Genomic DNA, 25,870 nt, shown 5'->3' with positions numbered 1-25,870 from the left:
CATTTATTTTTATTTAGATTTTTCTAAAATCCCCTTCTTAAGAATTTGCCCAAATTGAAACATATCTTCAAAAGAACAATAAAAAGGAGCCGGAGCCAATCGAATTACATTGGGTTCCCGCCAATCGGTGATCACGCCGTTTTTCATTAAATAATTGAATAACTCCCTACCTTCTCCATGTAAAAACACAGAAAGTTGCGTACCTCTTTCCTCCTGTTTTGCCGGAGTGATAATTTCAAAACTGCTATCAACTTCCTTATCAATCTCGTGTAAAACAAACTCGAGATAAGCTACAATTCTATTTCGTTTTTCTATTAAAGCGGGCATCCCTACTTCCTCAAACATTTCCAGGGAAGCTAAATAAGGTGCTAAAGCTAATACAGGAGCATTAGAGATTTGCCAGGCATCGGCACCGTCTTCAGGCTGAAATTCGGGTTCCATTAAAAATCTTCGTTCTTTGCTATGGCCCCACCAACCTTCAAAGCGAGGAATATCTTTTTGGTTATGATATTTTTCATTTATAAAACATCCAGAAGCATTTCCGGGACCGCTATTCATATATTTGTAGCTACACCAGGCAGCAAAATCTACATTCCATTCGCTTAGGTTTAATTCAATATTTCCTGCTGCGTGGGCAAGATCCCAGCCTACAAAAGCGCCTATATCGTGGCCTGCTTTGGTAATTGTTTCCATTTCAAGAACCTGGCCAGTATAATAATTCACTCCTCCAATAAGCACCAAAGCACACTCCTCGCCTACTTCTTTTATTTTCGCAAAAATATCTTCGGTCCTAAAATTATTTTCTCCTTCGCGTCTTTTAATTTCCACGATAGCATCCTCTGGATCGTAACCGTGAAAACGCACCTGACTGGAAATCATATACTGGTCGCTGGGAAAAGCTTTTTCCTCACAAATAATCTTGTAGCGTTTTCCTTTAGGTCTATAAAAGGAAACCATTAATAAGTGCAAATTTACCGTAAGTGTATTCATTACCGTAACTTCAGCAGGTTTTGCTCCTACTACTTTAGCCAGTTTTGCCGAAAAACGTTCGTGGTAATCCCACCAGGGTTTTTCGGCATAAAAATGACCTTCTACAGCAAGATTCGCCCAATCGGTCATAATCTCGTCTACATATTTTTTAGCTGATTTTGGTTGAAGACCCAGTGAATTTCCGGTGAAGTAGATTACATTTTCACCTTCGTGCTGTGGAAAAATAAATTGATCTCGGTAAGATGATAATTTGTCTTCGGCATCGAGTTCTCTGGCAAATTCTAGGGTATTTTTAAACTGCATGTGTGGTTTCATTTTCAATCTTAAAGATTTAAAATTTAAGTTATCAAGTAAACAACTTCGGAGCAAGCTCACGAAGCATTATTATTGGAAAATATAATTTGATTTCGAGGCAAGCCTCGGAGCATTTAATCTCGATTATCGAGTAAAAATACAATTTAAAAAATAGTTACAAGCTATTCTAAAAGCGGGCTTTTACACGAAAAGAGGAAGTATAATACAAGTTGCAGAATCAATAATTTCTCTAAATTTGAACAAAAATAGAACCAATGCATTTTTTACCTGAAACGATAGATGACTATATTTTAGAACATTCAGCTAAAGAACCAGAATTTTTAACAAAACTAAACCGGGAAACTAATCAAAAAGTATTACAGCCCAGAATGTTAAGTGGCAACTATCAGGGTAGGATTTTGAGCTTACTTTCAAAAATAATAGCTCCAAAAAGTATTTTAGAAATTGGCACTTATACCGGTTACTCGGCATTATGCCTGGCCGAAGGTTTAGCTGAAAATGGATTATTGCACACCATAGATATCAATGAAGAATTATACGATTTTCAGCAGAAATATTTCGAGGCTTCAGAATACAAAAATCAGATTAAGCAATATATTGGGGATGCGAGAGAGATAATCCCAAAAATCAATTCAAAATTTGACCTGGTATTTATTGATGCCGATAAACCAAATTACCCTGCTTATTTCAACTTGATCATTGAGAAAATGAATCCCGGAGGCGTTATATTATCAGACAATGTTTTATGGAGTGGCAAAGTGGTGAAGCCGGTTAAAACCGATGATGAATCTACACGGGCACTTTTAAAATATAATAAGATGCTTGCGGAAGACGAGAGAATAGAAACCGTTATTTTACCAATTCGAGATGGGCTAACTTTAAGTAGGCTTAAATAAAACGTTTCCCGGAACGTTGGTAGAGCATAAAAAAAATAATTGCAAAAATAATTCCTACAGCTGCGCCAACCAGTACATCTCCCGGGTAATGAACTCCAACATAAATCCTACTCAACATAAATAATAGCGGCCATATAAGTACCACCCAAATCCAGGGATATTTATGTTTTAAAGCAAGAATTAAAAATAGGGCTGCGGCTGCAGAAACCGCTGAATGACCAGAGAAAAAGCTATAATTATCTGGTGTTTGTAAAATTCTAATGATATCGGCAATTTCAGGCTGGTTATTTGGCCTAAGCCGCAAAAAAAAGTTTTTAACTATGTTGGTAAAGCCGTAAGTAGAAAGGGCTGTAGCAATTGTAAATAAACTGGTGAAAAGTGCTTTTTTCCAGTGAAAAGCTACAAAATAAAGAATAAAAAAAGTAACGTAAAGAGGAATCCAGTTTTGGATGGTAGTCACGGTAATCCAGAAATTATCATAAGATTCAATTCCTAATCCGTTGAGATAAATAAACAGCTCCCTATCCCATTGTTCTAGCTGTTCTAACATAAAAATTGATTAAAATCTACGCTTTACTGATCCGGTAATTTCATCAATATCCTCTTTCACTTTATCGATCTCGCCTTTAACATCTTTAGAAATATCGGTATTTATTCCTTGCTTATCGGCACTTTTTTGAATTTCAGTTTTGATGTCGTTAGACGCATTTCTAAGCATTTTCATTCCTTTACCCATTCCGCGGGCGATATCAGGAATTTTATCGGCACCAAAAACCATTACCAAAATAAAAAGGATAAAGGCAATCTCGGCACCACTAATAAAAAGGGGTATGATGTTCATAGCAAAACAAATATAGACACAAATTTAAGCATAAAAAAAGCCGACTCGTTAAAGTCGGCTTAAAAATTTTTTAGTTCGCAAGATTCTCCTTGAATTCTTCAAATTTACTGGTAGTCTTCTCCTTAGGCCAGATATTGTTGCTTACGTCAATATCTGCTGTTTCAAGATTAGGATCTACCACCATTTTAATGATTTCTTTATCACTGGCAATAGCCTTGGTAACCGCCTCATCATTCATTCTCCATAGTTGAACCGGATACCTCTTCAACTCGGTAGAGCCATCAGCGTAAGTGAATTGTACAATTAAAGGCATTGGAATTCCACCGGGTTTTTCAAAAGTAACCTGATAGAAATATTTAGGGTCTTTCAACTTAGCTCTTTCAGCCTCAGAAAAGTTGTCCATCACGTACTCCTTAATAGTAGGTGAGTTGTCTAAAACCGATTTTCCTTTTGAACTTTGGTCAAACTCTTCGCTCTCTTCATTAATTACATAAACCGCATCTATCTCTTCCGGATCTGCACCGTAACGTTCTAAGAACTCCTTTCCTTCCTGAGTTACATTATCTGTTACATAAAGCTTTTGTACTTCCTTAATTCCCATATCTACATTTTGCGTAGTATAGAACCATCCTCTCCAAAACCAGTCTAAATCTACCGCTGATGCATCTTCCATTGTTCTGAAGAAATCTTCAGGAGTTGGGTGTTTAAACATCCAACGATGGGCAAAAGTTTTATAAGCGTGGTCAAAAAGCTCGTGGCCCATTACGGTCTCTCTCAAAATATTTAGAGCCGTTGCAGGTTTTCCATAAGCATTGTTTCCTAACTGGTATACATTCTCTGGATTAGACATTATTGGAGCAATATACTTTTGATTGCCTCTCATATAAGGAACAATTTTAGAAGGAATACCTCTTCTAGAGGGATATTGCTCTAAAGTCCCAATAGCTTTCGGATATTTTTCTCCAAACTCCTGCTCTGCAAGATACTGGCTAAAGGTATTTAAACCCTCATCCATCCAACCCCATTGGCGTTCATCACTGTTAACAATCATTGGGAAAAAGTTATGCCCAATTTCGTGAATAATTACACTTATCATCCCAAACTTTGTTCTATCAGAATATGTTCCGTCTTCATCTGGACGACCATAATTCCAACAGATCATTGGATATTCCATTCCCTGGTTTCTTGCGTGAACCGAAACCGCTTTATGATATGGATATTGAAAAGTTTGTTTAGAGTAAGATTTTAAAGTACTGGCTACGGCTTTTGTAGACCACTCTTCCCAAAGCGGATTTCCTTCTTTGGGATAAAGAGAAACCGCCATAACATCTTTGCCATCTATATCGGTAGCCATCATATCAAGAATGAACTTTCTTGAAGTAGAAAATCCAAAATCCCTCACCATATCGGCTTTATATTTCCAGGTTTTAGTTTTGTTAGAAAAAGACTTTTCTGCCTCTTCAGCCTCTGCCTGGGTTCTAACAATTACGGGTTCGTCATAAGATTTTTTGGCCTGCTTGTAGCGGCGCATCATTTCTTTAGTGTAAACTTCATCACGGTTTTGAAGTTCTCCTGTAGCTTCCATAATATGATCTGCAGGAACAGTAATATCTACTTCGTAGTTTCCAAAAGGAAGGGCAAACTCACCACTTCCCCAAAACTGCATATTTTGCCAGCCTTCAACATCGTTGTAGACTGCCATTCTTGGAAAGAATTGAGCAATTACGTAAGCATTATTTCCATCTTTAGGAAAATGCTCGTATCCGCTTCTTGCTCTATCGGTAATATGGTTGTTGATATTGTACCACCACTTCATTTCAAATTCAAAAGATTCACCAGGCTCTAAAGCCTCTTCTAAATCTATTCTTAACATCGTTTGATTGATGATGTAATTTAGTTTATCTCCATCATGCGTTAAATCTATAATATTGAAACCACCATCAAATGATTCTTCCATATGCTCGTTTACAAACCGCTGTGGTGTAGCCACAGATCTCATTGAACTAGGATTTTGATCTATAGTTGGTGCATCTTTTTTTCGTATATTTTGATCTAGCTGCACCCATAAATATTCTAATTTATCGGGAGAATTATTATAATAAGTCACCTGGGCCTCACCATCTAAACGGGTGTTTTTATCATCTAAAACAATCTCCATTTTATAGTCGGCCTGATTTTGGTAGTAGGCTTCCCCAGGTGCCCCTGCACCGGTTCTATATTGATTTGGAGTTGCGAAGGTTTCGTAAAGTTGCTTAAACTTGTTATTATTTTCATGACCTTTCTGCTTTGGCTGTTCCTCTTGGTCTTCTGATTCCTGAGCCTGAACACCGCTTACAAAAAGAACCACTAAAGCGAAGCTTAATAATCTTAATCTATTCATCAATACTATTTTAATTTAAAGATTGCTAAAAATAAATATTTTTCTTAGTCTTTCCCTGAATTTTAAGGAAAAGTAAGTTTTTCGGTTTCTTGTTTTCGCATAAGAAGTAAACTTTTAGTCTTACCGTTTACTTTTACGTGTACTACATTTTTTTGATCATCAAAAAGATCGGTTAGTATCTCATTGGAAACTTCAATTTTATTGAAAGGAGCTAGATTTTCAACTTCAATATATAGTATCAATTGATCGGCATCATATTCTTTTCCTAAATAATTTAGCTGAAGTTCTTCGCCATTAACCTGAAGCCTTAATTTTTGCTTGAGATATTTTGAAATATTTTCGGCAACCTCACCTTCTTCCGCTTCCTCAGAAAGCTGAAGATCTGAGCCGTAACGTTCGTTTAAAACATCTTCAAAGTCATCTATAAAAACACGGGTAATAATTTGAAGACTCTGCTTTTCATTATTGTATTCAATCTCAGTAACGCTTAAATAAAACTCATGCGCCCCAGATTTGAAACCTGAAAGCAAAAAAAAGCTGGCCAGAATTAGGCTTATTTTTCTCATTAATTTTTCCAATATGATTGCAAATTTCAGTCCAAAACCTTCAATGCCTTATAGTCTTCAGCTTTAGATTGAAAAAACTCGTATAATTCTAAAAGATTATCCAGTAAATTTTCTAAATCATAGTTTTCCGCACAATAATACGCAAAATTCATTATCTCGCTTTCCGGAATCTCAAAGTCTATGGTAAAGGTTTTTTCAGAAATTAGATAAACTGCTTGTTCTACCTGAAATTTTAAATCGGCATTTTCTTTTCTTTTTTCCAATTTATCTAAAGTCCCGTTTAATTTATTCAGAATAGGATCTAAAGGAATTCCTCCACCCGGCCCAGTAGTAGCAGTATAGGTTTGCCTTTCCAGTTGCGTTGGGGGCGGTTTCCTCGCCATGGTAGCATTTAAATCGAATTTATTAAAAGTCTCAATTCCTGAAATATCTTTGGCCAGGTTTCCGGATAGTTTATGAAGTTTCACTTCCTCTAATTCGGTGAGATCTTCTATCAGTTTAATTCTATAATTTTTTAGCTGAAGGATTTCCCGATTTACTACAATCTTTTCCTTTTTATATTGAACCGAAGAAAAGACAAGAGTATCACCCACACTAACTTCAATTGAAAAACGCCCCGAAAGTTCACTCACTCCGCCTTTTTTTCGACTAATATTTATAATGTGTACCGGGGAATTTAAAGATTCTTCAGTTATAATTTTACCAGATAATATCTCTTTCTCCTGTGAAAAGCCTTTACTCCAAATTAGCAGTAGAACCGCTAATAGAATTATAAAATTAATCCTGAATAAACTCATTATATTTAGTAATCGTCTCTTTAAGAAACTCTATTAAAACTAAAGGATCATTTTTATTCACTAATTGTTTGAAATTAGGCTTTAGGCTGCAATAGTAGAGAAAATCCATGATCTTGTTTCCCTTCAACTCCAGGGTTTCTGTATAAAATTCATCAGGAACAAATTCCCTGGCCTTATAAACAAGTTTGCTTAATTTACTATTTTCAATAGCCTTTTCATACATTTTTTTTTGCCCCGAAATGATTCCATAAAGGGTTCCTACAGGGTCATCGGGCCTGGTAATTGCAAACAGTTTTCGCTCTTCTATAATTAAAGGTTCTTTATCTGAAAGAGCAAAGCCAATAATTCTTGGATCAAAAGTTTCAATTCCCTCAATATCATTTCCTAGGTTTCCGCTTAATTGATGCAGCCTTACTTCGTCTAATTCGGTAAGGTCTTTTTGTAATTTGACTTCTAAAATTCCGGAAGATAAAATTTGTGGAGTAACCAATATTTCTTTCTTCTGAAACTGCACCGATGAAAACAATAAAAGATCCTGCTCCCTCACCTCTACCAAAAATTCTCCATTTGCTTTGGTTACCGTTCCTTTTTCTGCTGTAATATTTATTATATGGATTGGAGCTTCTATAGAATCGGTGAGTATTTTTCCTTTAAGAATTATGCTTTCCTGGGAGAATAAATGTGATGAAAAAATGAGTAAAACAATAAAAAAGAAGCTACTTTTCATTTATTCAGCAATAAATTTGCGAAAAGCTTCACTTCGTTTTTCTAAATACACCACCAGTTCTAAAGCGCGTTCTTCCTTCAACAATTTTTCCTGAAAGCCATTTTCAAAAATATAGCTCAGGAAATTCATAATATGCCTGGCATCAATTTTTAAATGATTGGTAAAGAAATAATCTTCAAACCTGTTACGAAGACTATTTACCACCTCCCTTTCGTTCCTGGCAGGAGACACCGACTTCTTTAACGATCCAAAATTAGGTTTTCCTGTGATTAAACCCACCAAACCTAAAATATTCCCCCCGGCCGGGCCCTGAGTTTGGCTGGCATTAAAAGCTGCATTTGGCGTACCCCTGGGAACCACGCTACGCGGTACAGGCGGTACACTAATAACCGGCATATCTATTACCTTGATACTGGCAATATCTTCTTTAAGGTTACCGCTAAGATTATGAATTCGAACCTGCTCCAGTTCGGTTAAGGCAGGCAGCAACTTAACTTTTAAAACTTTCTGATTAAAAATTTTAGACGTTATTTTTATTTCTTTTCGCTGGAATTGTACTGAAGAAATTAGAAGCAAATCATTTTCTGTAACTTCAAGTTTAAAATTCCCCGCTTTATCGCTCACGGTGCCTTTTTCCTGGGTTACATTTATAATATGAACAGGAGCCTCTATAGAATTGGCCTCTATTTTCCCGGTAAGCTTTTTTTTCTCCTGCGCGAATGCTATTTGAGCTATGCAAAACAGTGTGATGAATACATTAAATTTCATTGATTGATGATGGTTAGATTGAATTATTTGCGGGCGTGAAAGGCCTTATATTCTTTGCTTTTATTTATTAAAAACTCGATGAGGTTTAACTCGTTACCGTCCTCAAGCAATTCCTGATCCAGGCCGTGATCTGTAACGTAATAAATAAAATCATTAATTTTATCTCGCTCAATATCTAGATTAGCTTTAAAAAAATCATCATCATATAAATCACGTAATTTTTCATCTAGTTCAGGTTTGCTAAAAGGACTGTTTTCTACTTCAGCACCAACCAGTAATTTAAATACATTTACAAAATTGAGTCCGTTAACGAGTCGGGTATTCCCGGCTGCCAGAGCAGCGTTTCTTCCCGGCCCCATTAATGAATCGGGTTGTCGTCTAACATTCATTGCCTCTAAATCGGCTGCCGAGTACCTTGGAACATCAGGATCCTGAATTGCTATCCTGGCAACATCAACCCTAATATCTCCAGAAAGATCATTATCAGATAAAAGTACCTCAGGCAATTCGGTAATGGTCTCGGTTAAAAATACGTTCATTTCTCCTGAGTTTATAACACCTTCTTCTACAACCACTTTAAAATTTTGAAACTGGATGGCAGAGAATACCACGGTATCATTTAGAGCTACCTGCAACTTAAACTCACCGTTAGAATTTGCGATGGTGCCCCGGGAAGTGCTTAGATTAAAAATGGTCATTCCTTCTGGAGAATCATTTTCAGGAACAATAATTTTACCGTTAACCAAAATTCTTTCCTGTTCCTGGGCAAATAAAATGCTGCTGAATAAAATAAAAGCAATATATAATGTATTCTTTATCATAATGGTAATCTTCCTATTAATAAAGTAACAATTCTTACTTCTTATAATCAGTAAAGCAGCTTGTAAACTTTTGTTAAAACCCCCAATTAGACTAAATTTAAACGTATAAATCATATACTAGCAAAAGAAAAACACCTTAGACTATGAGTAAAGCATTATTGGCCAGTACTTCTACTTTACACGGAGAGGAATACCTGGAATATCTTAATCCTGAAATAAAAATATTTTTCAGTGAAGTAGAAGAAGTAATTTTTATCCCTTTTGCCCGCCCCGGTGGAATATCACACGATAAATATACACACCTGGCTGCTGAAGCTTTTAAAAGAGCCGGAATTAAGCTGCGTGGAATTCACGAATTTGACAATATGCAAGAAGCTATAATTAAAAGCAAGGGTATTTTTACGGGTGGCGGAAACACATTCTTACTTGTTTCAGAACTTTACCGTCACAAATTAATGCAAGCTTTACAAGAGAGCATTCAAAATGGTGCCGCTTATATGGGAACCAGTGCAGGAACCAATATCGCTGGACTTACTATGCAAACCACCAACGATATGCCTATAGTTTACCCACCAAGTTTTAAAACCCTGGGAATTGTCCCTTTTAATATTAATCCTCACTATTTAGATCCAGACTCAAACTCTACCCACAAGGGAGAAACCCGCGAAACAAGAATTAAAGAATTTCACAGTATAAATACACAACCAGTTATTGGATTACGTGAAGGTAGCTGGTTGCTGGTTTCAGATAATAAAATTGAGTTAAAAGGTAAGTTAAGCGCCCGCATTTTTAAAACAGAAAAATTACCTTTCGAATTAGAAACCAATAGTGATCTAAGCGAACTAAATTAATTATGGATTATCAAAAAATATTAAATACTATCAATGATGAATTAAGCTACAGGGATGTTACAGGAAAAGTTGCCTCTTACATTCCGGAACTTGCAAAGGTAGACCCAAGAAAATTTGGGATGCATGTATATCGTGGCGATCGTCAACATTATAGTTTTGGAGATAGCGAGGAGCTTTTTTCTATTCAAAGTATATCTAAGGTTTTTAGCCTTTCTATGGCCATGCGGCTTATGGGAGAAGACCTTTGGGATCGGGTAGATGTAGAGCCTTCTGGAGATCCATTTAATTCTTTGAGCCAGCTGGAGTATGAAAGCGGTGTACCCAGAAATCCTTTTATTAATGCTGGTGCCCTGGTCATTTCAGATATTTTGGTAGACCAATTGGAGGACCCCAAACAAGAATTATTAGATTTTGTTCGAAAAATCACCGAAGATAATAGTATTGATTTTGATCTTCAGATTGCCGCTTCAGAAAGATCTACCGGTTATAGAAATGTAGCCCTGGTAAATTATATGAAAGCACTTGGAAACATTAAATGTGAAGTGGAACCTATTATAGACTTTTATTTCCATCTATGTTCCCTGGCAATGTCCTGCAAGCAGTTATCAAAGGCTTTTATGATTTTCGCCAATAAAGGAAAAATACTGGGAACAGAAGAAGAAATCTTAACTCCTACCACAGTAAAGAGAATTAATTCTTTAATGCAAACCTGTGGATTTTATGATGAAGCAGGAGAATTTAGTTTTGAGGTTGGACTCCCTGGAAAAAGTGGAGTTGGTGGCGGTATAGTAGCCATTCACCCAGATCAATATTCTGTAGCGGTATGGAGCCCTATTTTAAATGAAAAAGGAAATTCTGAATTAGGAATGAAGGCATTGGAACGCCTTACCACCTTAACCGGACTTTCGGTATTTTAGAAGAAAAAATATAGAAACAAAAAAATGCTTTCCGTAAATACAGAAAGCATTTCTTTTATAATTGAACACTGTAATACTTATTAAAGCGCAGCTACGTGCTTTGTAAGTTGCGATTTTAAATTCGCAGCTTTATTATCGTGTATAATATTCTTTTTTGCCAATTTATCTACCATAGAGATAACAGAAGGCAATAAAGCTTCAGCTTCTTTCTTCTCAGACTCCTTCAACTTCTTCATTGCGTTTCTGGTAGTTTTATGCTGGTAGCGGTTTCTAAGACGTTTGGTCTCATTGCTACGAATCCTCTTCAATGCTGACTTGTGATTTGCCATTACAAAATTGCTTTAATTATTTTTTTAAAGTAGTCCGTAGGGGAATCGAACCCCTGTTACCAGGATGAAAACCTGGCGTCCTAACCCCTAGACGAACGGACCATTAATTTATTTCAAATTGCCTTTTCAGGACTTTAAAAACACAAAACTTAAATTCGTATTCTTTTGTAGTCCGTAGGGGAATCGAACCCCTGTTACCAGGATGAAAACCTGGCGTCCTAACCCCTAGACGAACGGACCATTTTTTGTTTCAATGCGGATGCAAAAATACAACTATTTTTCAATGCCACAAGAGTTGAACAAAAAAAATTTAAAATTTAATAAGCCTTTGCAAAAAGCACTCTTTGTTCTGAAGGTTTACCTGTAAGCACACAGCTTCCCGACTCCCTTTCGGAATCAAATGGTATACAGCGAATTGTGGCTTTAGTAAGGCCTTTTATTTTGTTTTCTGTCTCTGTAGTTCCATCCCAATGAGCAGAAATAAAACCACCTTTATTTTTTAAAACTTTTTTAAATTCATCAAAAGAATCTACTTCAGTGATATGTTCATTTCTAAAATTATTCGCTTTTTCAAATAAAGTCTCCTGGATTTCCACCATTAAATGCTTCACCTTCTCTACCACTTCAGTTTGATTTACAAACTCTTTAGTGAGCGTATCTCTTCTTGCCAGCTCTACGCTTCCTTTTTCAAGGTCTTTTGGTCCAATAGCTAATCTAACCGGCACTCCCTGTAATTCGTACTGCGCAAACTTCCAGCCTGGTTTTTGGGTATCTCTATCATCATATTTCACCGAAATACCGGCCTCTTTAAGATCATCGGCAAGTTTATTGGCCACCTTTGAGATTTCCTGCAATTGTTCTTCTCCTTTATAAATTGGAACAATTACTACCTGGGTAGGCGCCAAATTTGGAGGGAGTACTAATCCGTTATCATCACTATGAGTCATAATAAGTGCCCCCATTAAACGAGTAGAGACTCCCCAGGATGTTGCCCATACATTTTCTAACTTACCTTCTTTAGAGGTGAATTTCACATCAAAAGCTTTTGCAAAGTTTTGACCTAAAAAATGGGAAGTTCCAGCTTGTAATGCTTTCCCATCTTGCATCATCGCTTCAATGCAATAAGTTTCAACAGCACCGGCAAAGCGTTCGGCTTCAGTTTTAGCTCCTTTTATAACCGGCATTGCCATAAATTTCTCAGCAAATTCTGCGTAAATATTATTCATCAATTCTGTTTCTTCCAGTGCTTCCTGTTTGGTGGCGTGAGCGGTATGCCCTTCCTGCCAAAGAAACTCTGAAGTTCTTAGAAACAAACGTGTACGCATTTCCCAACGCACCACATTGGCCCATTGATTGATTTTTATAGGCAGATCTCTATAAGACTGAATCCAGTTTTTATAAGTATTCCAGATAATAGCTTCAGAAGTTGGGCGTACCACCAATTCTTCTTCCAGTTTAGCTTCCGGATCTACAATTAACTTAGATTTATCGTCAGGGTCTGTTTTTAGACGGTAATGAGTAACAACAGCACATTCCTTAGCGAAACCTTCAGCATTTTTTTCTTCCGCTTCAAAGAGATGTTTGGGAACAAAAAGTGGAAAGTATGCATTTTGATGACCGGTTTCCTTGAACATTTTATCAAGTTGGGCCTGCATTTTTTCCCAAATGGCAAATCCGTAAGGTTTAATCACCATACAACCTCGTACTGCAGAATTTTCAGCTAAATCGGCTTTTACCACCAATTCATTGTACCATTTTGAATAATCTTCGCTTCTCTTGCTTAACTTTTTACTCATTCTATGTATTTGGCATAAATCTTGTATTTTATAAAAACACAATCTTAATGCAAGTTTAGTTAGCGCAAAACTAACTATTTTTGTAATGTTCAACAATAAAATACTAAGCTAATGATACGCAATTACGACTTACATAAAAAAGCAATTCTATTTGTTGCTCCGGTAATCTTGCTATTGTTAGCATCTTGCGGTTCTTACCAATATTCTGGTTATGAAGACGGAATTTATGGTGATTCTAACCAGCGGCAAATAACTTCTGAAGAGCCATCTCAAAATGCTAATAATAATCAGGATCAGGGTGATACTTACTATAAGAACCTTTTTTCAGAAAAATCTGAATTTTATGGGCAAATGGCCGATAATATAGTCTTTACCGATGTAGAATCTTATTCTTCTGCAGAAGGAGGAGGAGATGAAATATATTATGAAGACCAGCAGAATTATAACAGTGGTCGTGCTCCCTGGGGCGAAGATCCAGATCAATATACCATTAACATATACAACACTGGCTTCCACGGAGGATTTTACAATCCCTGGCGATGGAATCGTTTTGGATACGGTTATGGTTTTGGAGGCTACTGGAATGATCCTTTCTTTTGGGATCCATTTTACGGTCCCGGTTACTGGGGCGGAGGATTTGCTTACGGTCCTGGTTGGGGTTGGGGTAATTCCTTTGGATTTGGATTTGGTTATGGGGGATTCCATAATGGCTATTGGGGTCCAGGCTATGTAAACAACCCTTATTATCACCACCGAAATAACTATAGAGATGTAGCATACAATAGCGGCCGAAGAGACAGCTATTCAGATTATAGTTCTAATAGTAGAAACAACTCTAGCTTAAGGGATAATGAAACTTCCTACTCCAGAAGTATTAGAAATATAAGAAGCAATCAAAATTCTACGAGAAGTTATACTAGAAGCAATACCAATAATTCCAATGTATACTCTCGCTCAAATAGGAGAAGCGAACCAGCAAGAGTTAATACTTCTTCAACTAGAAGAAATTCATCTATAAATAGATCTAGCAGAAGTTCAAGGTCTAACTCTACTTACAACAGATCTTCTAATTCTTCAAGGAGCAGCGGTACTGTTCGTAGTAGTTCAAGTAGCTCTAGAAGTTCAGGAACAAGAAGCTCTGGCGGAGGTCGTTCTTCATCCTCACGAGGTGGCGGTAGAGGATAATAAATTCCTTTTTTGAAAACTACAAAAACAAATAAAACTAACCTTACAGCTTTAAGTTGTAAGGTTTTTTCTGAAATCATTTATTAAAATTATTGAGTTAGGCTCGAGAAAACAACCTCTTTAATAACGGATTAAAAAAAGTTTATGAAAAAGATATTTTTAGCACTGGGCCTCTTGTTTATAGCAGGAAACATCCAGTCCCAAAACATTACCGATGCATACAGGTATAGCTCTGAAGAATTAAATGGAACCGCAAGATATAGAGCTATGAGTGGTGCTTTTGGTGCCCTGGGCGGAGATCTCTCAGCTATTAGCGTAAACCCAGCCAGTTCTGCTGTATTTTTAAAGTCTTTTGGAACCATCACATTAGCGAACCGATCTACCGATAAATTGGTAGATTATTTTGGTACAGGCACGTCTAATGAAAACTCAGATTTCAATTTTAACCAGGCTGGTGGTGTACTTATATTTGACACCCGAAGTGATAGCCCCTGGAGAAAATTTAGTCTAGGCATCAACTATGAGCAAACAAATAATTTTGATGATGCTTATGTCGCTACCGGAATCAGTCAGACTTCTATAGACAGCTACTTTTTAAATTATGCCAATGGTATACCTTTAGACCTGCTTCAAACCAGGGAAGATGAGAGTATTTCAGACCTATACGCCTATCTTGGAGAAAACCACGGTTATGGCGCCCAACAAGCTTTTTTAGGATACCAGGCTTATATTATTGATCAGGACGATAATTCGCTAGAAAACACTTCTTACAACTCTTTTATAGGTCCGGGAAATTTTAACCAGGAATACCGTAAAGTAGCTACCGGATTAAACGGAAAATTCTCTTTTAACTTTGGAACACAATACAAGGACTTCCTCTACCTGGGAGCAAATCTCAATACACATTTTTTAAATTACGATAGATCCACCAGGTTTAGAGAAACCAATAATAATGCTGGAAGCGCTACAAATGATGTACGTTTTAATAACAACTTAAGTACGGTTGGTGATGGTTTTTCTTTCCAATTAGGAGCAATTGCAAAAGTGAGCCAAAGGTTTAGAGTTGGAGCATCTTACCAATCTCCCACCTGGTTTAATATTACCGAAGAAGCTACGCAATATCTGGAAACCAACAATAATGCAAATGAACGTGTAATTGTAGATCCAAATGTCCTAAATATCTATCCCGATTACACTTTAAAAACACCAGGCAAATTAACAGGAAGTCTTGCCGTAATAATTGGTACCAAAGGATTAATTAGTTTTGATTATTCTTATAAAGACTACTCTGCAACTGAATTTAGACCTACTGACGATCCTGAATTACAACTTCAAAACGAACTTATTTCAGAAGAGCTTCAAGCAGTCACTACTTTTAGATTGGGTGGTGAATATAGAATTAACAACTGGAGCCTAAGGGGCGGTTACCGTTTAGAACAGAGCCCTTACGCAAACGAAACTACCGTAGGAGATTTAACCGGTTATTCAGGAGGTGTGGGCTACGATTTTGGAAGCATGAAGATAGACTTAGCATACACCAATGCACAATACGAAGAAAACCCGAGGCTTTATGAAAACGGTCTAACAAATACGGCAAATATAGATAGAGATCTTTCTAATGTAATACTATCTTTAAGCTTCGGATTATAACAAATAAAAAAAACATTATTTAAATGCAGAAACGCCCTTTTTGGGCGTTTTTTATTGCTTTAAGAATGTATTATTTCGATACAAAACCACAAATCATTAAATAGAAATTTTCACTATCTAAGTATAACACCAAGCATTTAAATTTAGACTACAGGGTAAAAAACACAGAACAAACATACATATTAAACTATTTTTCAGTAACTTAGAGAACCTATTTATCTTAGCTCCCTCTATCATAGCTGCATTACTAACACTTAATTAAAACAGCTTATGAAATCAATTTTTTACTGGATAATGCTAATTCCTTTTTTAGTATTCTCCCAAAATCAAGAAAATAACAATGAAGAATATCTCATTGTAGGAACTACTATTTTTTCAGCCAAAAATGATAAGGCAAAAGAGTTTTCCGAAGGAATGAAGAATCACAACGAGCAATTTCACGCTGAAGGTGCTATGGGGGTACGAATTTTCACGATCATGAATGGTCAAAACGCCTACGATTATATGGCAGTTATGGGACCTATGCCCTGGAGTGCCTTAGATGAATCTTACCCAAACCAGGAAGCTCATGATGAAGACTGGAATACCAACGTGGTTCCTTATTTAGACAACGAGGACGAAGTAACCTATTGGAGGTTTCATAATAACTTCTCTAATTTCCCCACAAATTTTGAAATGAGCAAACTCAGGGTTACTATTTGGGATATTACAAGAGGCAAATATGAAACTATGATTTCCAAACTAGAAAAAGTAACAAAAGTGTTAAAGGAAAAATCCTCTGAAACACCTTTTGGAATCTACACCAATGAATTTTCTTCAACCCAATCTGGTCAGGATCTATCGGTTGTATATTTCTTTGATGATTTTGCCTGGTTAGGAAAAGATCAAAAACTAAAAGAGAAATTTAATGAAGTTTATGGCTCAGGTTCTTTTGATACTTTTGTAGAAGAATGGATGGATATCACTAATGGAGCTTCACAAGAAGTATGGATATATAACCAAAGTCTAAGTGGCATAGGCCCACAGGTTACCACCTCTACACAGGATTAAAAAAAATGAAATAAATAATAAAGCCTGTCCTGTGAATTCACAGGACAGGCTTTATTATTTACCTTAACAATTCAACACTTAATTGATATAGCTTCCCAAAGCTATTTCTTAATTTTTGATCTGAAAAATAGATTTTAATTCCCAAAAAAATTAGAAATTCTTATCTTGTAAAAAATTAATAATTTATCATGTTTGAGTTTGACCAGGAAACCTGGATTTACTTCGCGCTCATAGCGGTTTTTCTTATTTATTTTATCTGGAATTCTCGCAGGGCTAAAAAGAACCGGAAAGCACGCAAAAACCAAAATTTCAGGAAGCGTTACATGGCTCGCAGGAATGAGGAAAAATCAGAAACCAAAATCTGATTTCCACATTGGCTTAAATCTTCGTTTTGTACCTTTGGAAGATCAACTCACCATTGGTGAATTAAGCAATAGCAAAAAAATATATGAAGATTTATACAAAAACCGGTGATAAAGGAACCACCGCATTATTTGGGGGCACAAGAGTTCCCAAACATCATATTCGCATAGAAAGCTACGGGACGGTAGACGAACTAAACTCTCACATTGGGCTTATTCGCGACCAGGATACCGGAGAACACACCAAGAAAATACTAAGTAGAATTCAGGATAGACTCTTCACCATTGGCTCTACATTAGCTACAGATCCTGAAAAGCAAAAATTGAAGAATGGTAAAGACCGATTAAACATTCCGAAAATTTCTGCGGAAGACATCGAACTTCTGGAAAAGGAAATGGATAACATGAATGAAGAACTTCCTGAAATGACTCATTTTGTTCTTCCTGGAGGGCACCAAAGCGTGTCATTCTGTCACATAGCGCGTTGCGTTTGCCGCCGCGCAGAGCGCCTAGCAACCGCTTTATATGAAATTGAAGCTTTTGACGCAGCCGTGTTACAGTATCTCAATAGACTTTCTGACTACCTATTTGTACTGGCACGGATGTTGTCTAAAAGATTACAGGCCGAAGAGGTAAAATGGATTCCAGAAAAATCGTAATACCACCTAAGGCACTAGTAAGAGTTATAAAATAGACTATCTAGGGCAATACCAATAAAACTATAAAAATTTCGAATTTGGTAGCTTATCCCAAAGCATTTAAATCTCGATTATCGAGTAAATTTTATAATTTTTGCGTAAGTTCTTAATAGTATTGATTAAATAATAGATTTTTTTCTTGGCTATTACCACAAAAAATTTATTTTTGCAAAAATAATAAACCTGATCAACCCATGTATTGGACTTTAGAATTAGCATCCTATTTAAGTGACGCACCCTGGCCAGCAACTAAAGACGAGTTAATTGACTATGCGATTAGAACCGGTGCTCCGCTAGAAGTAGTAGAGAACCTGCAAGCAATTGAAGATGAAGGAGACTCGTATGATTCTATTGAGGAAATTTGGCCCGATTATCCTACTGACGATGATTATCTTTGGAATGAGGATGAATATTAAATAACAACACGCAAAAAATAGAAAAAAGTCTCCAAAGTGAGGCTTTTTTTTTGCGTACATTTGAACCCCGTATTAAATAAAAACTATTATGAGTTTTTTAAATTCTGTATTAAAAGTATTCGTTGGCGATAAGTCAAAAAAAGACGTCAAAGAAATACAACCCATAGTCGATAAGATAAAGGCGCTTGAAGGAGAGTTTGAAGCTTTGTCTATAGACGAACTAAGAGCAAAAACTACAAGTTTTAAAGCAAAGATTGCTGAAGCTTTAAAAGATATCAATAAACAAATTGAAGACCTGGAAGCTGAGGCTGATGCCAGTGAAGATATTACCAGGAAAGAAGATATCTACGCAGAGATTGATGCCTTAAAGGCTAAATCTTACGAAGTATCTGAAGGAGTTTTAAACGATATTCTTCCCGAAGCTTTCGCTACCGTAAAAGAAACCGCAAAACGTTTCTTCCATAACGAAAAACTTAAAGTTATAGCATCAGAATATGATCGTGAACTTTCTGCCGAAAAAGATTATGTAAATCTTGAAGGTGATCACGCTATTTGGAATAACTCCTGGGATGCTGCCGGCAAACCGGTAACCTGGGATATGATTCACTATGATGTTCAGTTAATTGGTGGTGTAGCGATGCACCAGGGTAAAATTGCAGAGATGCAAACAGGTGAAGGTAAAACCCTTGTGGCTACTTTACCAATGTACCTTAACGCTTTAACCGGCAACGGGGTTCACCTTGTTACAGTAAACGATTACCTGGCAAAAAGGGATAGCGCCTGGATGGCGCCAATTTTTCAATTTCACGGGTTAAGTGTAGATTGTATAGATTACCACAGGCCAAATTCGGCATCAAGAAGAAAGGCTTATAATGCCGATATTACCTACGGAACCAATAACGAATTCGGTTTCGATTATTTACGTGATAATATGTCCCACGCGCCAGACGATTTGGTGCAACGGCCACATAATTTCGCTATTGTAGATGAGGTAGACTCGGTGTTAGTTGATGATGCCCGTACGCCACTTATTATTTCAGGACCTATTCCAAAAGGAGATGTACACGAATTTAATGAGTTAAAACCGGCAATTTCCAATATTGTAGAGTTACAACGTAAACATCTTACCAAGGTTTTTGCTGAAGCTAAAAAGCTAATCAATGAAGGAAACACCAAAGACGGTGCTTTTCTACTGTTAAGAGTTTATCGCGGACTTCCTAAAAATAAAGCATTAATTAAATTCCTTAGTGAAGAAGGTATAAAGCAACTATTGCAAAAGACCGAAAATCACTATATGCAGGATAATAACCGCGAAATGCCTAAAGTAGACGCGGACCTTTATTTCACAATTGAAGAGAAAAACAATCAAATAGATCTTACCGATAAAGGTATAGATTTCCTTTCTGCCGATGGAGATGCAGATTTCTTTGTATTGCCAGAGATGGGAATGGAGATCGCTAAAATTGAAAAAGAAGAACTTCCTAAAGAGGAAGAGGCTCAGAAAAAAGAAGAGCTATTTAGAGACTACAGCGTAAAAAGTGAACGTATTCATACCCTGCGTCAATTGCTTAAAGCCTACACATTATTCGAAAAAGATGACGAGTATGTGGTTATGGACAACAAGGTGAAAATTGTTGATGAGCAAACCGGTCGTATTATGGACGGGCGTCGCTATAGTGATGGTTTACACCAGGCAATTGAGGCTAAGGAAAATGTAAAGATTGAAGATGCTACCCAAACTTTTGCTACCGTAACCCTGCAGAATTACTTTAGAATGTACGGCAAGTTATCTGGGATGACAGGTACTGCGGTTACTGAAGCAGGTGAGTTATGGGAAATTTATAAACTAGATGTAGTAGAAATTCCTACCAACCGCCCAATTGCAAGAAATGATAAAGACGATTTGGTTTATAAAACCAAACGAGAAAAATATAACGCAGTTATAGATCACGTTACCGAACTTTCTAATGCCGGAAGACCGGTGCTTATTGGTACCACTTCGGTAGAAATTTCAGAATTACTTTCCAGGATGCTGAAATTAAGAAATGTTCCGCATAACGTGCTTAACGCGAAATTGCACAAAAGAGAGGCCGATATTGTTGCTGAAGCCGGTAAATCTGGTATAGTAACAATCGCCACGAACATGGCAGGTCGTGGTACCGATATTAAACTTAGTAAAGAAGTAAAAGAAGCCGGTGGTTTAGCTATTGTTGGTACAGAACGTCATGATTCACGTCGTGTAGACCGCCAGTTAAGAGGTCGTGCAGGCCGTCAGGGAGATCCGGGAAGTTCTCAGTTCTATGTTTCTCTGGAAGACAACCTAATGCGTTTATTCGGCTCTGAAAGGATTGCCAAATTAATGGATAAAATGGGTCTGGAAGAAGGTGAAGTAATTCAGCATTCTATGATCTCTAAATCTATTGAACGTGCACAGAAAAAAGTAGAGGAAAATAACTTCGGAATAAGAAAGCGTTTGCTGGAATATGATGATGTGATGAATGCACAGCGTGAGGTAATATACAAACGTAGATATCACGCGCTATTTGGTGACAGGCTTAAAGTTGATATCGCCAATATGATTTTTGACACTTCTGAAGCGATTACAGAAAATAATAAAGTTGCCCAGGATTATAAGAATTTTGAATTTGAACTAATTAGGTATTTCTCTATGAGTGCCCCGGTTTCAGAAGAAGAATTTGAGAAAATGGGCGTACAAAAAATCGCCGGAATTGTTTATAAAGAAGCCTATAAGCATTACCAGGAAAAGATGAAGCAGAGTGCTTCCAGAGCATTCCCGGTAATTAAGCAGGTTTACGAAGATGAAAGCAACAATTTTGAGAGGATTTCTGTTCCATTTTCAGATGGTCAAAAAACACTTCAGGTAGTTACCAATCTTGAAAAAGCCTACGAAACTAAAGGTGTTCAACTGGTTAAAGATTTCGAAAAAAATATAAGTCTTGCCATAATAGATGATTCGTGGAAAACCCACCTACGTAAGATGGATGAGTTAAAACAAAGCGTTCAGTTAGCCGTTCACGAGCAAAAAGATCCTTTACTGATCTATAAATTTGAAGCTTTTGAATTGTTTAAAGCTATGCTGGATCAGGTAAACCGCGATGTTATTTCCTTCCTTTTCAAAGGTGAAATTCCTGAAGGAAATGTTTCGAATATTCACGAAGCAAGACAACGTAAAAAAGAAAAGGTAGAAACACAGAAGGAAGAAATTCCTAATATAGATGAGAGAGCCGCTCAAAGTCGTGCTGCAGGGAATACCCAACAGCAACGTAGACCGCAGGTGACTGAAACCATTACTAGAGACCAACCTAAAATTGGCCGTAATGATAAAGTGACTATTAAAAATGTAATGAGTGGTGAAAATAAGACTTTAAAGTATAAACAAGCGATTCCGCTTATTGAAAAAGGAGATTGGGTTGTGGTAAACCAATAATCTAATTTTCAATTCCTTTTAAAAAGGGCTGTCTATAAACTCCAGAATCTGGAAGCTTTTAGACAGCCCTTTCTTTTTTCGCTTATTTTTTTGAGTAAATTAGCTTTTCAACTAATCAATCAAAGAAATGAAAAACTATCAGATCGAAATAAAGTGGGGCGTTATCTTCTTCGTGATCTCTTTGCTTTGGATGTATTTTGAAAAAATAATGGGCTGGCACGATGTGCTAATTGCAAAGCATCCTATTTTTACAAACTTTTTTGGCTTAATCGCTATCGCTGTTTACTTATTTGCCATCCACGATAAGCGAAAAAATTTTTTCCGCGGAAAAATGAGTTGGAAACAGGGTTTTGTTTCAGGAGTTATTTTAAGCATAGTTATTGCACTCCTCTCCCCTATTGGCCAGCTAATTACACACTATCTTATTTCCCCTGAATTCTTTGAAAATGCCATAGAAAGCAGTGTGGAAAGAAATGCTATGAGCCGCGAAGATGCTGTAGCTTATTTTAACCTCAACTCTTACATAGTTCAATCTATCGCCGGAGCTTTAATGATGGGTGTGGTAACCGCAGCCATAGCCGCACTTATTTTAAAGAGAAAGTAATCAAGAATTTCTAAGTTTTAGCAAGTAATTAGGATCTGGACAATTTTGTAAATAAAAATCGAGATCCCTTCTTGAAGTTACTCCCGGAAAATCTCCAATTTTTTCATCCAGCTCCTCTATGATCTGGAAATGTAAATGTGGCGCGTAATCTCCGTTTTCTTCGGCGGTTCCCAGTTGACCTATTTTCTCTCCTTTTTTAACAGGAGTTCCAGGTGTTAAATTTTCTAAGGAAGCGCGACTTAAATGACCATAAAGGGAATAGAATTGCATCTCTTCAAACTTATGTTCCAGAATAATTGTGGGGCCGTAATCGCCAAAATTGGTATTATCATTAAAACTGTGAATTCTACCATCCAGAACCGCTAAAACATCGGTATAGGCATCAGCCCAAAAATCCAGGCCTAAGTGAATATTTCTGTTAGAATCTTCATCTTCTGAAGCTGTAAAAAGTTCACTTCTCTTATATAATTTTCGAACTTCAGAATAACCTCCAAAAGCCACTTTTTTTCCGAAAGCATTTAAGTATTCAGCTATATAATTAGAAAAAGCCCGGGAAGAAGATACATCTACTTTCCCGAGCTCTACATTATCTTCAGATAAATCTATTACTATATAATCTTCTTCTTTTAAATTCACGTCTAAAACCCGGGTAAACCCAGAAGTTAGTCGTGAAAGTAATTCAGAAAAATTGGTGGTTCCCATAAGCAATCTTATAAACGCTTTATTGTTTATAAGATCGCAAAATACAGTATGAAATCTAATTTAACAAGACTTCACTAAAATTAGCTTTAATACTAATATTCCCACCTGCATCCTTTGATTTATGATAGCCGCTTAGCTTCTTATTATCATAAGATTCACTACTTGTTAACTTTAAAGCATTGGGATGCTTAATATCACTCTGCGTGCCGCTGTATATAAAATTAAATGCCGAAGAAGGTAAACCTAATTCCAGATCGCTATTCTCTAAATTTATATCCAGGTTTTTAAAATTAGGACTAAGGTTCGCAATATTCAATTCACCAAAATTCCCCGATAAGATCCCGGTATCTTCCAGCTCGTTGATAATCACATTACTTGAATTTGAAGTGAGTTTAATGCTTTTAACTCTATTAATTTTAAAGTTCTTTACATATTTAGCATCCATAATTCCGTAAGACCAGTAGTTAATATTTACAGGTGTATAGGCGGCTTCCACATTGGTATTCTTCCCAATGATCCTATCGGCATTAAGTTTACTGTGAGAAAGATCAGCCCTCAAATTATTGGTAGTTCCAGAAAGCTTAACCTCTCCATGACGAACATCAAGTTTAAGTTTACCGCCTTTTGGCATTTTCAGCTTAATGGTCTTTTTAGCCTTGGAATTACTTAAACCTATCACTTTACTTTTTCCTTTTTCACCTTCACCAAAACTAGCTTCCATTTGTGCGCCAAAAGATTCACCCCAGGCTTCCATATCTTTCCCAAAGCTTTCTGCCCATTTCTCCATAGACTTTTCCAGCTCTTCTTCATTTATTTCCATTTTCATTTCAAAATTCTTCTCCCATTTTTCTGCATTTTTCTCAAATTGGCTAGCCCATTTTTCCATAGATTTTTCAAAATCGTCTCCAAAATTCGCTTCTACCTCTTCTTCAAACTTCGCAAGATATTCATCGCCGTCTTTTTGGTAGGCTTCATAGTCAAATTTTATCTTGCCCATTTTCTCACTGAATTCTGGTGGAAGCGGTGCCCCCATACCTTCGCCCATGCTTTCTCCCATACTTTGTAATAAAGGTGTTACAAGGTTATTCATTAGCGGTTCCAGCATCTGCGGAAGGCTGGCCAGCGGTTTTTCTAATCCGCTTAGATCTATCTCTCCATTCCACTGCATTCCTCCACCGGAAGAAATATTAACTGTAGAAGTATTTCCTGAAGTATTCAATTTCCAGGCTGCCATAAGATCTTCCGTTTTTTCTTTTGCAAGCTCTCCGGTTTCTAAAGTGGCTTCTATTTGAACTTCATTTTTATCCCAGTAATCTACCACGATATTGGTGTGACTTGCATCTATTTTCACTTCTACATCATCTGAAGTTTTATAAGTTTTATTAAGCTTTTTTGTTTGGGCACCAAGCATTACCGGAAGGCAAAGTGCTAGTGCAAACATTAAATTATACCTCGTAGTTTTCATATTCTTTGTCTTGTAATTGTTTGATTTCTTTTAATTTATTCTTCAGCTTATACAGCAAATCCAATCTTAATTGAAGGTTTGCGATCATTGCCTCTAAAGTTTCCTCGTTTGGCCCCGTTTCTTTTATCTCTGTATTTAAGCGTTGATATTCTTTATCTAGCTCTGCCATTTGCTTCATAAAAGAATCTATAAGCGCTTTATTCTCTGGGGTAATATTGATCTTGGAAAGTTCAATATTCAGACTTGCCATATAATAATCTTCAATTTTCTTGAATTCCGGAGAAACCTCACTTAGTTGAAAGTTATTTTCAGCAGGTTCTAATTTATCTTCTTTTTCTACCGAAGATTTTTCACTTGGAGTATCGACCACTGAAGGCCCATTAAATTTATCTCCGCCTGAGTTCAGAAAAAAGAATCCTACTCCCAGCGCCACAACAAGTACCGCTGCAATCTTTAGAAAGAAGAAAGAATTATGTTCTTTTTTCTTCGGAAACTCCTTTTCAAGACGATCTTCAAATCGTTTTTGGTGCCCTTTGGGTAATGTATTGGGCTTGGGCTCCTTTTCATTTTTAAACATTTCCCTAATATCCTGTGCCATTTTTTATAGTCTTTAATTCTTGCTGCAATTTTTTCTTACCTCTGTGTACTAACGTCCGCGAGGCTACCGGACTAACATTCAAAATCTCTGAGATTTCTTCGTGATCATAACCTTCCATTAAGAACAACATCAACGGATACTTATACTTCTCCGGTAGTTTTTCCATACTTTGCTTAATTTCTTCCATTCCAATACCATCATCTACCTGCCAATTATCGTCTTCTTCGGCACTGCTCAACACCTGTTCGTTTATGGCCACCAGTTCCATTTTTTTAGCCTTCAGTTTGTCAATGCATTTGTTAATTACAATCCGCTTAAGCCAGGCGCCAAAAGTGACTTCTCCAGTAAATTGTTGCAGTTTAGCAAAGGCTTTTATAAATGCTTCCTGCATCGCGTCTTCCGCTTCAAACGGATCTTTCAAAAAACGTAAGGCCACATAATGCATCCCCTGGCAATATTGATTGTAGAGCTTTAACTGCGCTCTGCGATCATTATTTTTACAGGCTTCTATTAATTTATGCTGTATCATTTGTAATGGTTGGTTACACCTACTTAGTAGGATTTAAAATTCTGGAAATAAGCAGTAAAAGATTTTGATTGGTGATCAAGAAATTCGGCTTTTACCAGCTTGGTTTCATTATAAAGACGAAGCTATTTTCCTAGTGTTGCAAGCTTCTATCCAATTTTAGCTGAAAATA

Annotated in this window: 25 protein-coding genes and 2 tRNA genes; 10 read left to right on the top strand and 17 right to left on the bottom strand. The window is 36.7% G+C overall.

All coding sequences use genetic code 11. From position 1 onward, the window contains the following. Positions 1–9: 9 nt before the first annotated feature. Positions 10–1,293 carry a kynureninase gene (gene kynU, locus B5X51_RS11015; protein WP_079721235.1) on the bottom strand — a complete coding sequence of 428 codons (1,284 nt, stop codon included), beginning with the start codon at positions 1,291–1,293 and terminating at the stop codon, positions 10–12. 266 nt (positions 1,294–1,559) lie between these two features. Between kynU and B5X51_RS11010 the strand changes: the two genes are divergently transcribed. Next, complete coding sequence (locus tag B5X51_RS11010) at positions 1,560–2,201, top strand: O-methyltransferase (RefSeq protein ID WP_079721234.1); 642 nt, start codon at positions 1,560–1,562, stop codon at positions 2,199–2,201. Here B5X51_RS11010 and B5X51_RS11005 read toward each other — a convergent pair. The 8 genes from B5X51_RS11005 to B5X51_RS10970 form a co-directional block, all read right to left on the bottom strand. Then, positions 2,194–2,751 carry a phosphatase PAP2 family protein gene (locus B5X51_RS11005; protein ID WP_079721233.1) on the bottom strand — a complete coding sequence of 186 codons (558 nt, stop codon included), beginning with the start codon at positions 2,749–2,751 and terminating at the stop codon, positions 2,194–2,196. The genes B5X51_RS11010 and B5X51_RS11005 overlap by 8 nt on opposite strands. A 9-nt stretch (positions 2,752–2,760) precedes the next feature. Further along, a complete protein-coding gene (locus tag B5X51_RS11000) occupies positions 2,761–3,042 on the bottom strand; it encodes a Sec-independent protein translocase subunit TatA/TatB (RefSeq protein WP_037315295.1) in 282 nt (93 codons plus the stop codon). A 70-nt stretch (positions 3,043–3,112) separates the two neighbouring features. After that, the gene (locus tag B5X51_RS10995) at positions 3,113–5,422 is read right to left on the bottom strand and encodes a M1 family metallopeptidase (RefSeq protein WP_079721232.1); all 2,310 of its coding nucleotides are present in this window, start codon (positions 5,420–5,422) and stop codon (positions 3,113–3,115) included. A gap of 62 nt (positions 5,423–5,484) precedes the next feature. Then, positions 5,485–5,988 carry a DUF6702 family protein gene (locus B5X51_RS10990; protein ID WP_079721231.1) on the bottom strand — a complete coding sequence of 168 codons (504 nt, stop codon included), beginning with the start codon at positions 5,986–5,988 and terminating at the stop codon, positions 5,485–5,487. A gap of 26 nt (positions 5,989–6,014) precedes the next feature. Beyond that, the gene (locus B5X51_RS10985) at positions 6,015–6,785 is read right to left on the bottom strand and encodes a peptidase associated/transthyretin-like domain-containing protein (RefSeq protein WP_079721230.1); all 771 of its coding nucleotides are present in this window, start codon (positions 6,783–6,785) and stop codon (positions 6,015–6,017) included. Next, on the bottom strand, positions 6,766–7,512 hold the full coding sequence (locus B5X51_RS10980; protein WP_079721229.1) for a peptidase associated/transthyretin-like domain-containing protein: 747 nt from the start codon (positions 7,510–7,512) through the stop codon (positions 6,766–6,768). Before B5X51_RS10980 ends, B5X51_RS10985 begins: the two co-directional genes overlap by 20 nt. Then, entirely contained in the window at positions 7,513–8,280 is a 768-nt protein-coding gene (locus tag B5X51_RS10975; protein WP_079721228.1) for a carboxypeptidase-like regulatory domain-containing protein, read from the bottom strand. Between the two features lie 23 nt (positions 8,281–8,303). Next, the gene (locus tag B5X51_RS10970; RefSeq protein WP_079721227.1) at positions 8,304–9,101 is read right to left on the bottom strand and encodes a peptidase associated/transthyretin-like domain-containing protein; all 798 of its coding nucleotides are present in this window, start codon (positions 9,099–9,101) and stop codon (positions 8,304–8,306) included. Positions 9,102–9,244: 143 nt separating this feature from the next. Between B5X51_RS10970 and pepE the strand changes: the two genes are divergently transcribed. Together pepE and B5X51_RS10960 are read left to right on the top strand one after the other, a co-directional pair. Continuing rightward, positions 9,245–9,952 carry a dipeptidase PepE gene (gene pepE, locus B5X51_RS10965; RefSeq protein WP_079721226.1) on the top strand — a complete coding sequence of 236 codons (708 nt, stop codon included), beginning with the start codon at positions 9,245–9,247 and terminating at the stop codon, positions 9,950–9,952. 2 nt (positions 9,953–9,954) lie between these two features. Further along, positions 9,955–10,869, top strand: coding sequence for a glutaminase (locus tag B5X51_RS10960; RefSeq protein WP_079721225.1), 915 nt, complete (start codon positions 9,955–9,957; stop codon positions 10,867–10,869). A gap of 80 nt (positions 10,870–10,949) precedes the next feature. Here the strand turns inward: B5X51_RS10960 and rpsT are convergent, their stop codons facing one another. From rpsT to proS, 4 genes are all read right to left on the bottom strand, one after another. Then, entirely contained in the window at positions 10,950–11,198 is a 249-nt protein-coding gene (gene rpsT, locus B5X51_RS10955; protein ID WP_079721224.1) for a 30S ribosomal protein S20, read from the bottom strand. Between the two features lie 30 nt (positions 11,199–11,228). Next, a tRNA-Glu gene (locus B5X51_RS10950) sits at positions 11,229–11,300 on the bottom strand. A 66-nt stretch (positions 11,301–11,366) separates the two neighbouring features. Then, positions 11,367–11,438: transfer RNA gene (locus tag B5X51_RS10945), tRNA-Glu, on the bottom strand. A gap of 77 nt (positions 11,439–11,515) precedes the next feature. Next, positions 11,516–12,994 (bottom strand): proline--tRNA ligase, encoded by a 1,479-nt coding sequence (gene proS / locus B5X51_RS10940; protein WP_079721223.1) that lies wholly within the window; start codon positions 12,992–12,994, stop codon positions 11,516–11,518. 111 nt (positions 12,995–13,105) lie between these two features. Here proS and B5X51_RS10935 point away from each other — a divergent pair, with 111 nt between their 5' ends. From B5X51_RS10935 to B5X51_RS10905, 7 genes are all read left to right on the top strand, one after another. Then, the gene (locus B5X51_RS10935) at positions 13,106–14,179 is read left to right on the top strand and encodes a hypothetical protein (RefSeq protein ID WP_079721222.1); all 1,074 of its coding nucleotides are present in this window, start codon (positions 13,106–13,108) and stop codon (positions 14,177–14,179) included. Positions 14,180–14,323: 144 nt separating this feature from the next. Then, entirely contained in the window at positions 14,324–15,829 is a 1,506-nt protein-coding gene (locus B5X51_RS10930; RefSeq protein ID WP_079721221.1) for an OmpP1/FadL family transporter, read from the top strand. Between the two features lie 270 nt (positions 15,830–16,099). Beyond that, positions 16,100–16,879 carry a hypothetical protein gene (locus tag B5X51_RS10925; protein WP_079721220.1) on the top strand — a complete coding sequence of 260 codons (780 nt, stop codon included), beginning with the start codon at positions 16,100–16,102 and terminating at the stop codon, positions 16,877–16,879. A 448-nt stretch (positions 16,880–17,327) separates the two neighbouring features. Continuing rightward, positions 17,328–17,900 carry a cob(I)yrinic acid a,c-diamide adenosyltransferase gene (locus B5X51_RS10920; protein ID WP_079721219.1) on the top strand — a complete coding sequence of 191 codons (573 nt, stop codon included), beginning with the start codon at positions 17,328–17,330 and terminating at the stop codon, positions 17,898–17,900. A gap of 233 nt (positions 17,901–18,133) precedes the next feature. Then, complete coding sequence (locus B5X51_RS10915; RefSeq protein ID WP_013070580.1) at positions 18,134–18,355, top strand: DUF2795 domain-containing protein; 222 nt, start codon at positions 18,134–18,136, stop codon at positions 18,353–18,355. Positions 18,356–18,443: 88 nt separating this feature from the next. Further along, positions 18,444–21,803 (top strand): preprotein translocase subunit SecA, encoded by a 3,360-nt coding sequence (gene secA / locus B5X51_RS10910; protein WP_079721218.1) that lies wholly within the window; start codon positions 18,444–18,446, stop codon positions 21,801–21,803. 127 nt (positions 21,804–21,930) lie between these two features. After that, the gene (locus B5X51_RS10905) at positions 21,931–22,407 is read left to right on the top strand and encodes a DUF4199 domain-containing protein (protein ID WP_079721217.1); all 477 of its coding nucleotides are present in this window, start codon (positions 21,931–21,933) and stop codon (positions 22,405–22,407) included. On the opposite strand, the gene B5X51_RS10900 is transcribed toward B5X51_RS10905, so the two are convergent. The 4 genes from B5X51_RS10900 to B5X51_RS10885 are packed head-to-tail and all read right to left on the bottom strand — an operon-like array spanning position 22,408 to position 25,701. Beyond that, positions 22,408–23,109, bottom strand: coding sequence for a peptidoglycan DD-metalloendopeptidase family protein (locus tag B5X51_RS10900; protein WP_079721216.1), 702 nt, complete (start codon positions 23,107–23,109; stop codon positions 22,408–22,410). A gap of 55 nt (positions 23,110–23,164) precedes the next feature. After that, positions 23,165–24,574, bottom strand: a complete 1,410-nt coding sequence (locus tag B5X51_RS10895; RefSeq protein ID WP_079721215.1) for a hypothetical protein — start codon at positions 24,572–24,574, stop codon at positions 23,165–23,167. Beyond that, positions 24,555–25,172: a hypothetical protein gene (locus tag B5X51_RS10890; protein ID WP_079721214.1), complete on the bottom strand. Its 618-nt coding sequence runs from the start codon at positions 25,170–25,172 to the stop codon at positions 24,555–24,557. The genes B5X51_RS10895 and B5X51_RS10890 overlap by 20 nt, the downstream gene beginning before the upstream one ends. Beyond that, a complete protein-coding gene (locus B5X51_RS10885; protein WP_079721213.1) occupies positions 25,156–25,701 on the bottom strand; it encodes an RNA polymerase sigma factor in 546 nt (181 codons plus the stop codon). The genes B5X51_RS10890 and B5X51_RS10885 overlap by 17 nt, the downstream gene beginning before the upstream one ends. Positions 25,702–25,870: the final 169 nt, after the last annotated feature.

The organism is Salegentibacter holothuriorum, from assembly GCF_900168045.1.
Classification (GTDB): domain Bacteria; phylum Bacteroidota; class Bacteroidia; order Flavobacteriales; family Flavobacteriaceae; genus Salegentibacter; species Salegentibacter holothuriorum.
The sequence above is the reverse complement of the archived record's forward strand: the minus strand, read 5'-3'. Positions and strand labels throughout refer to the sequence as shown.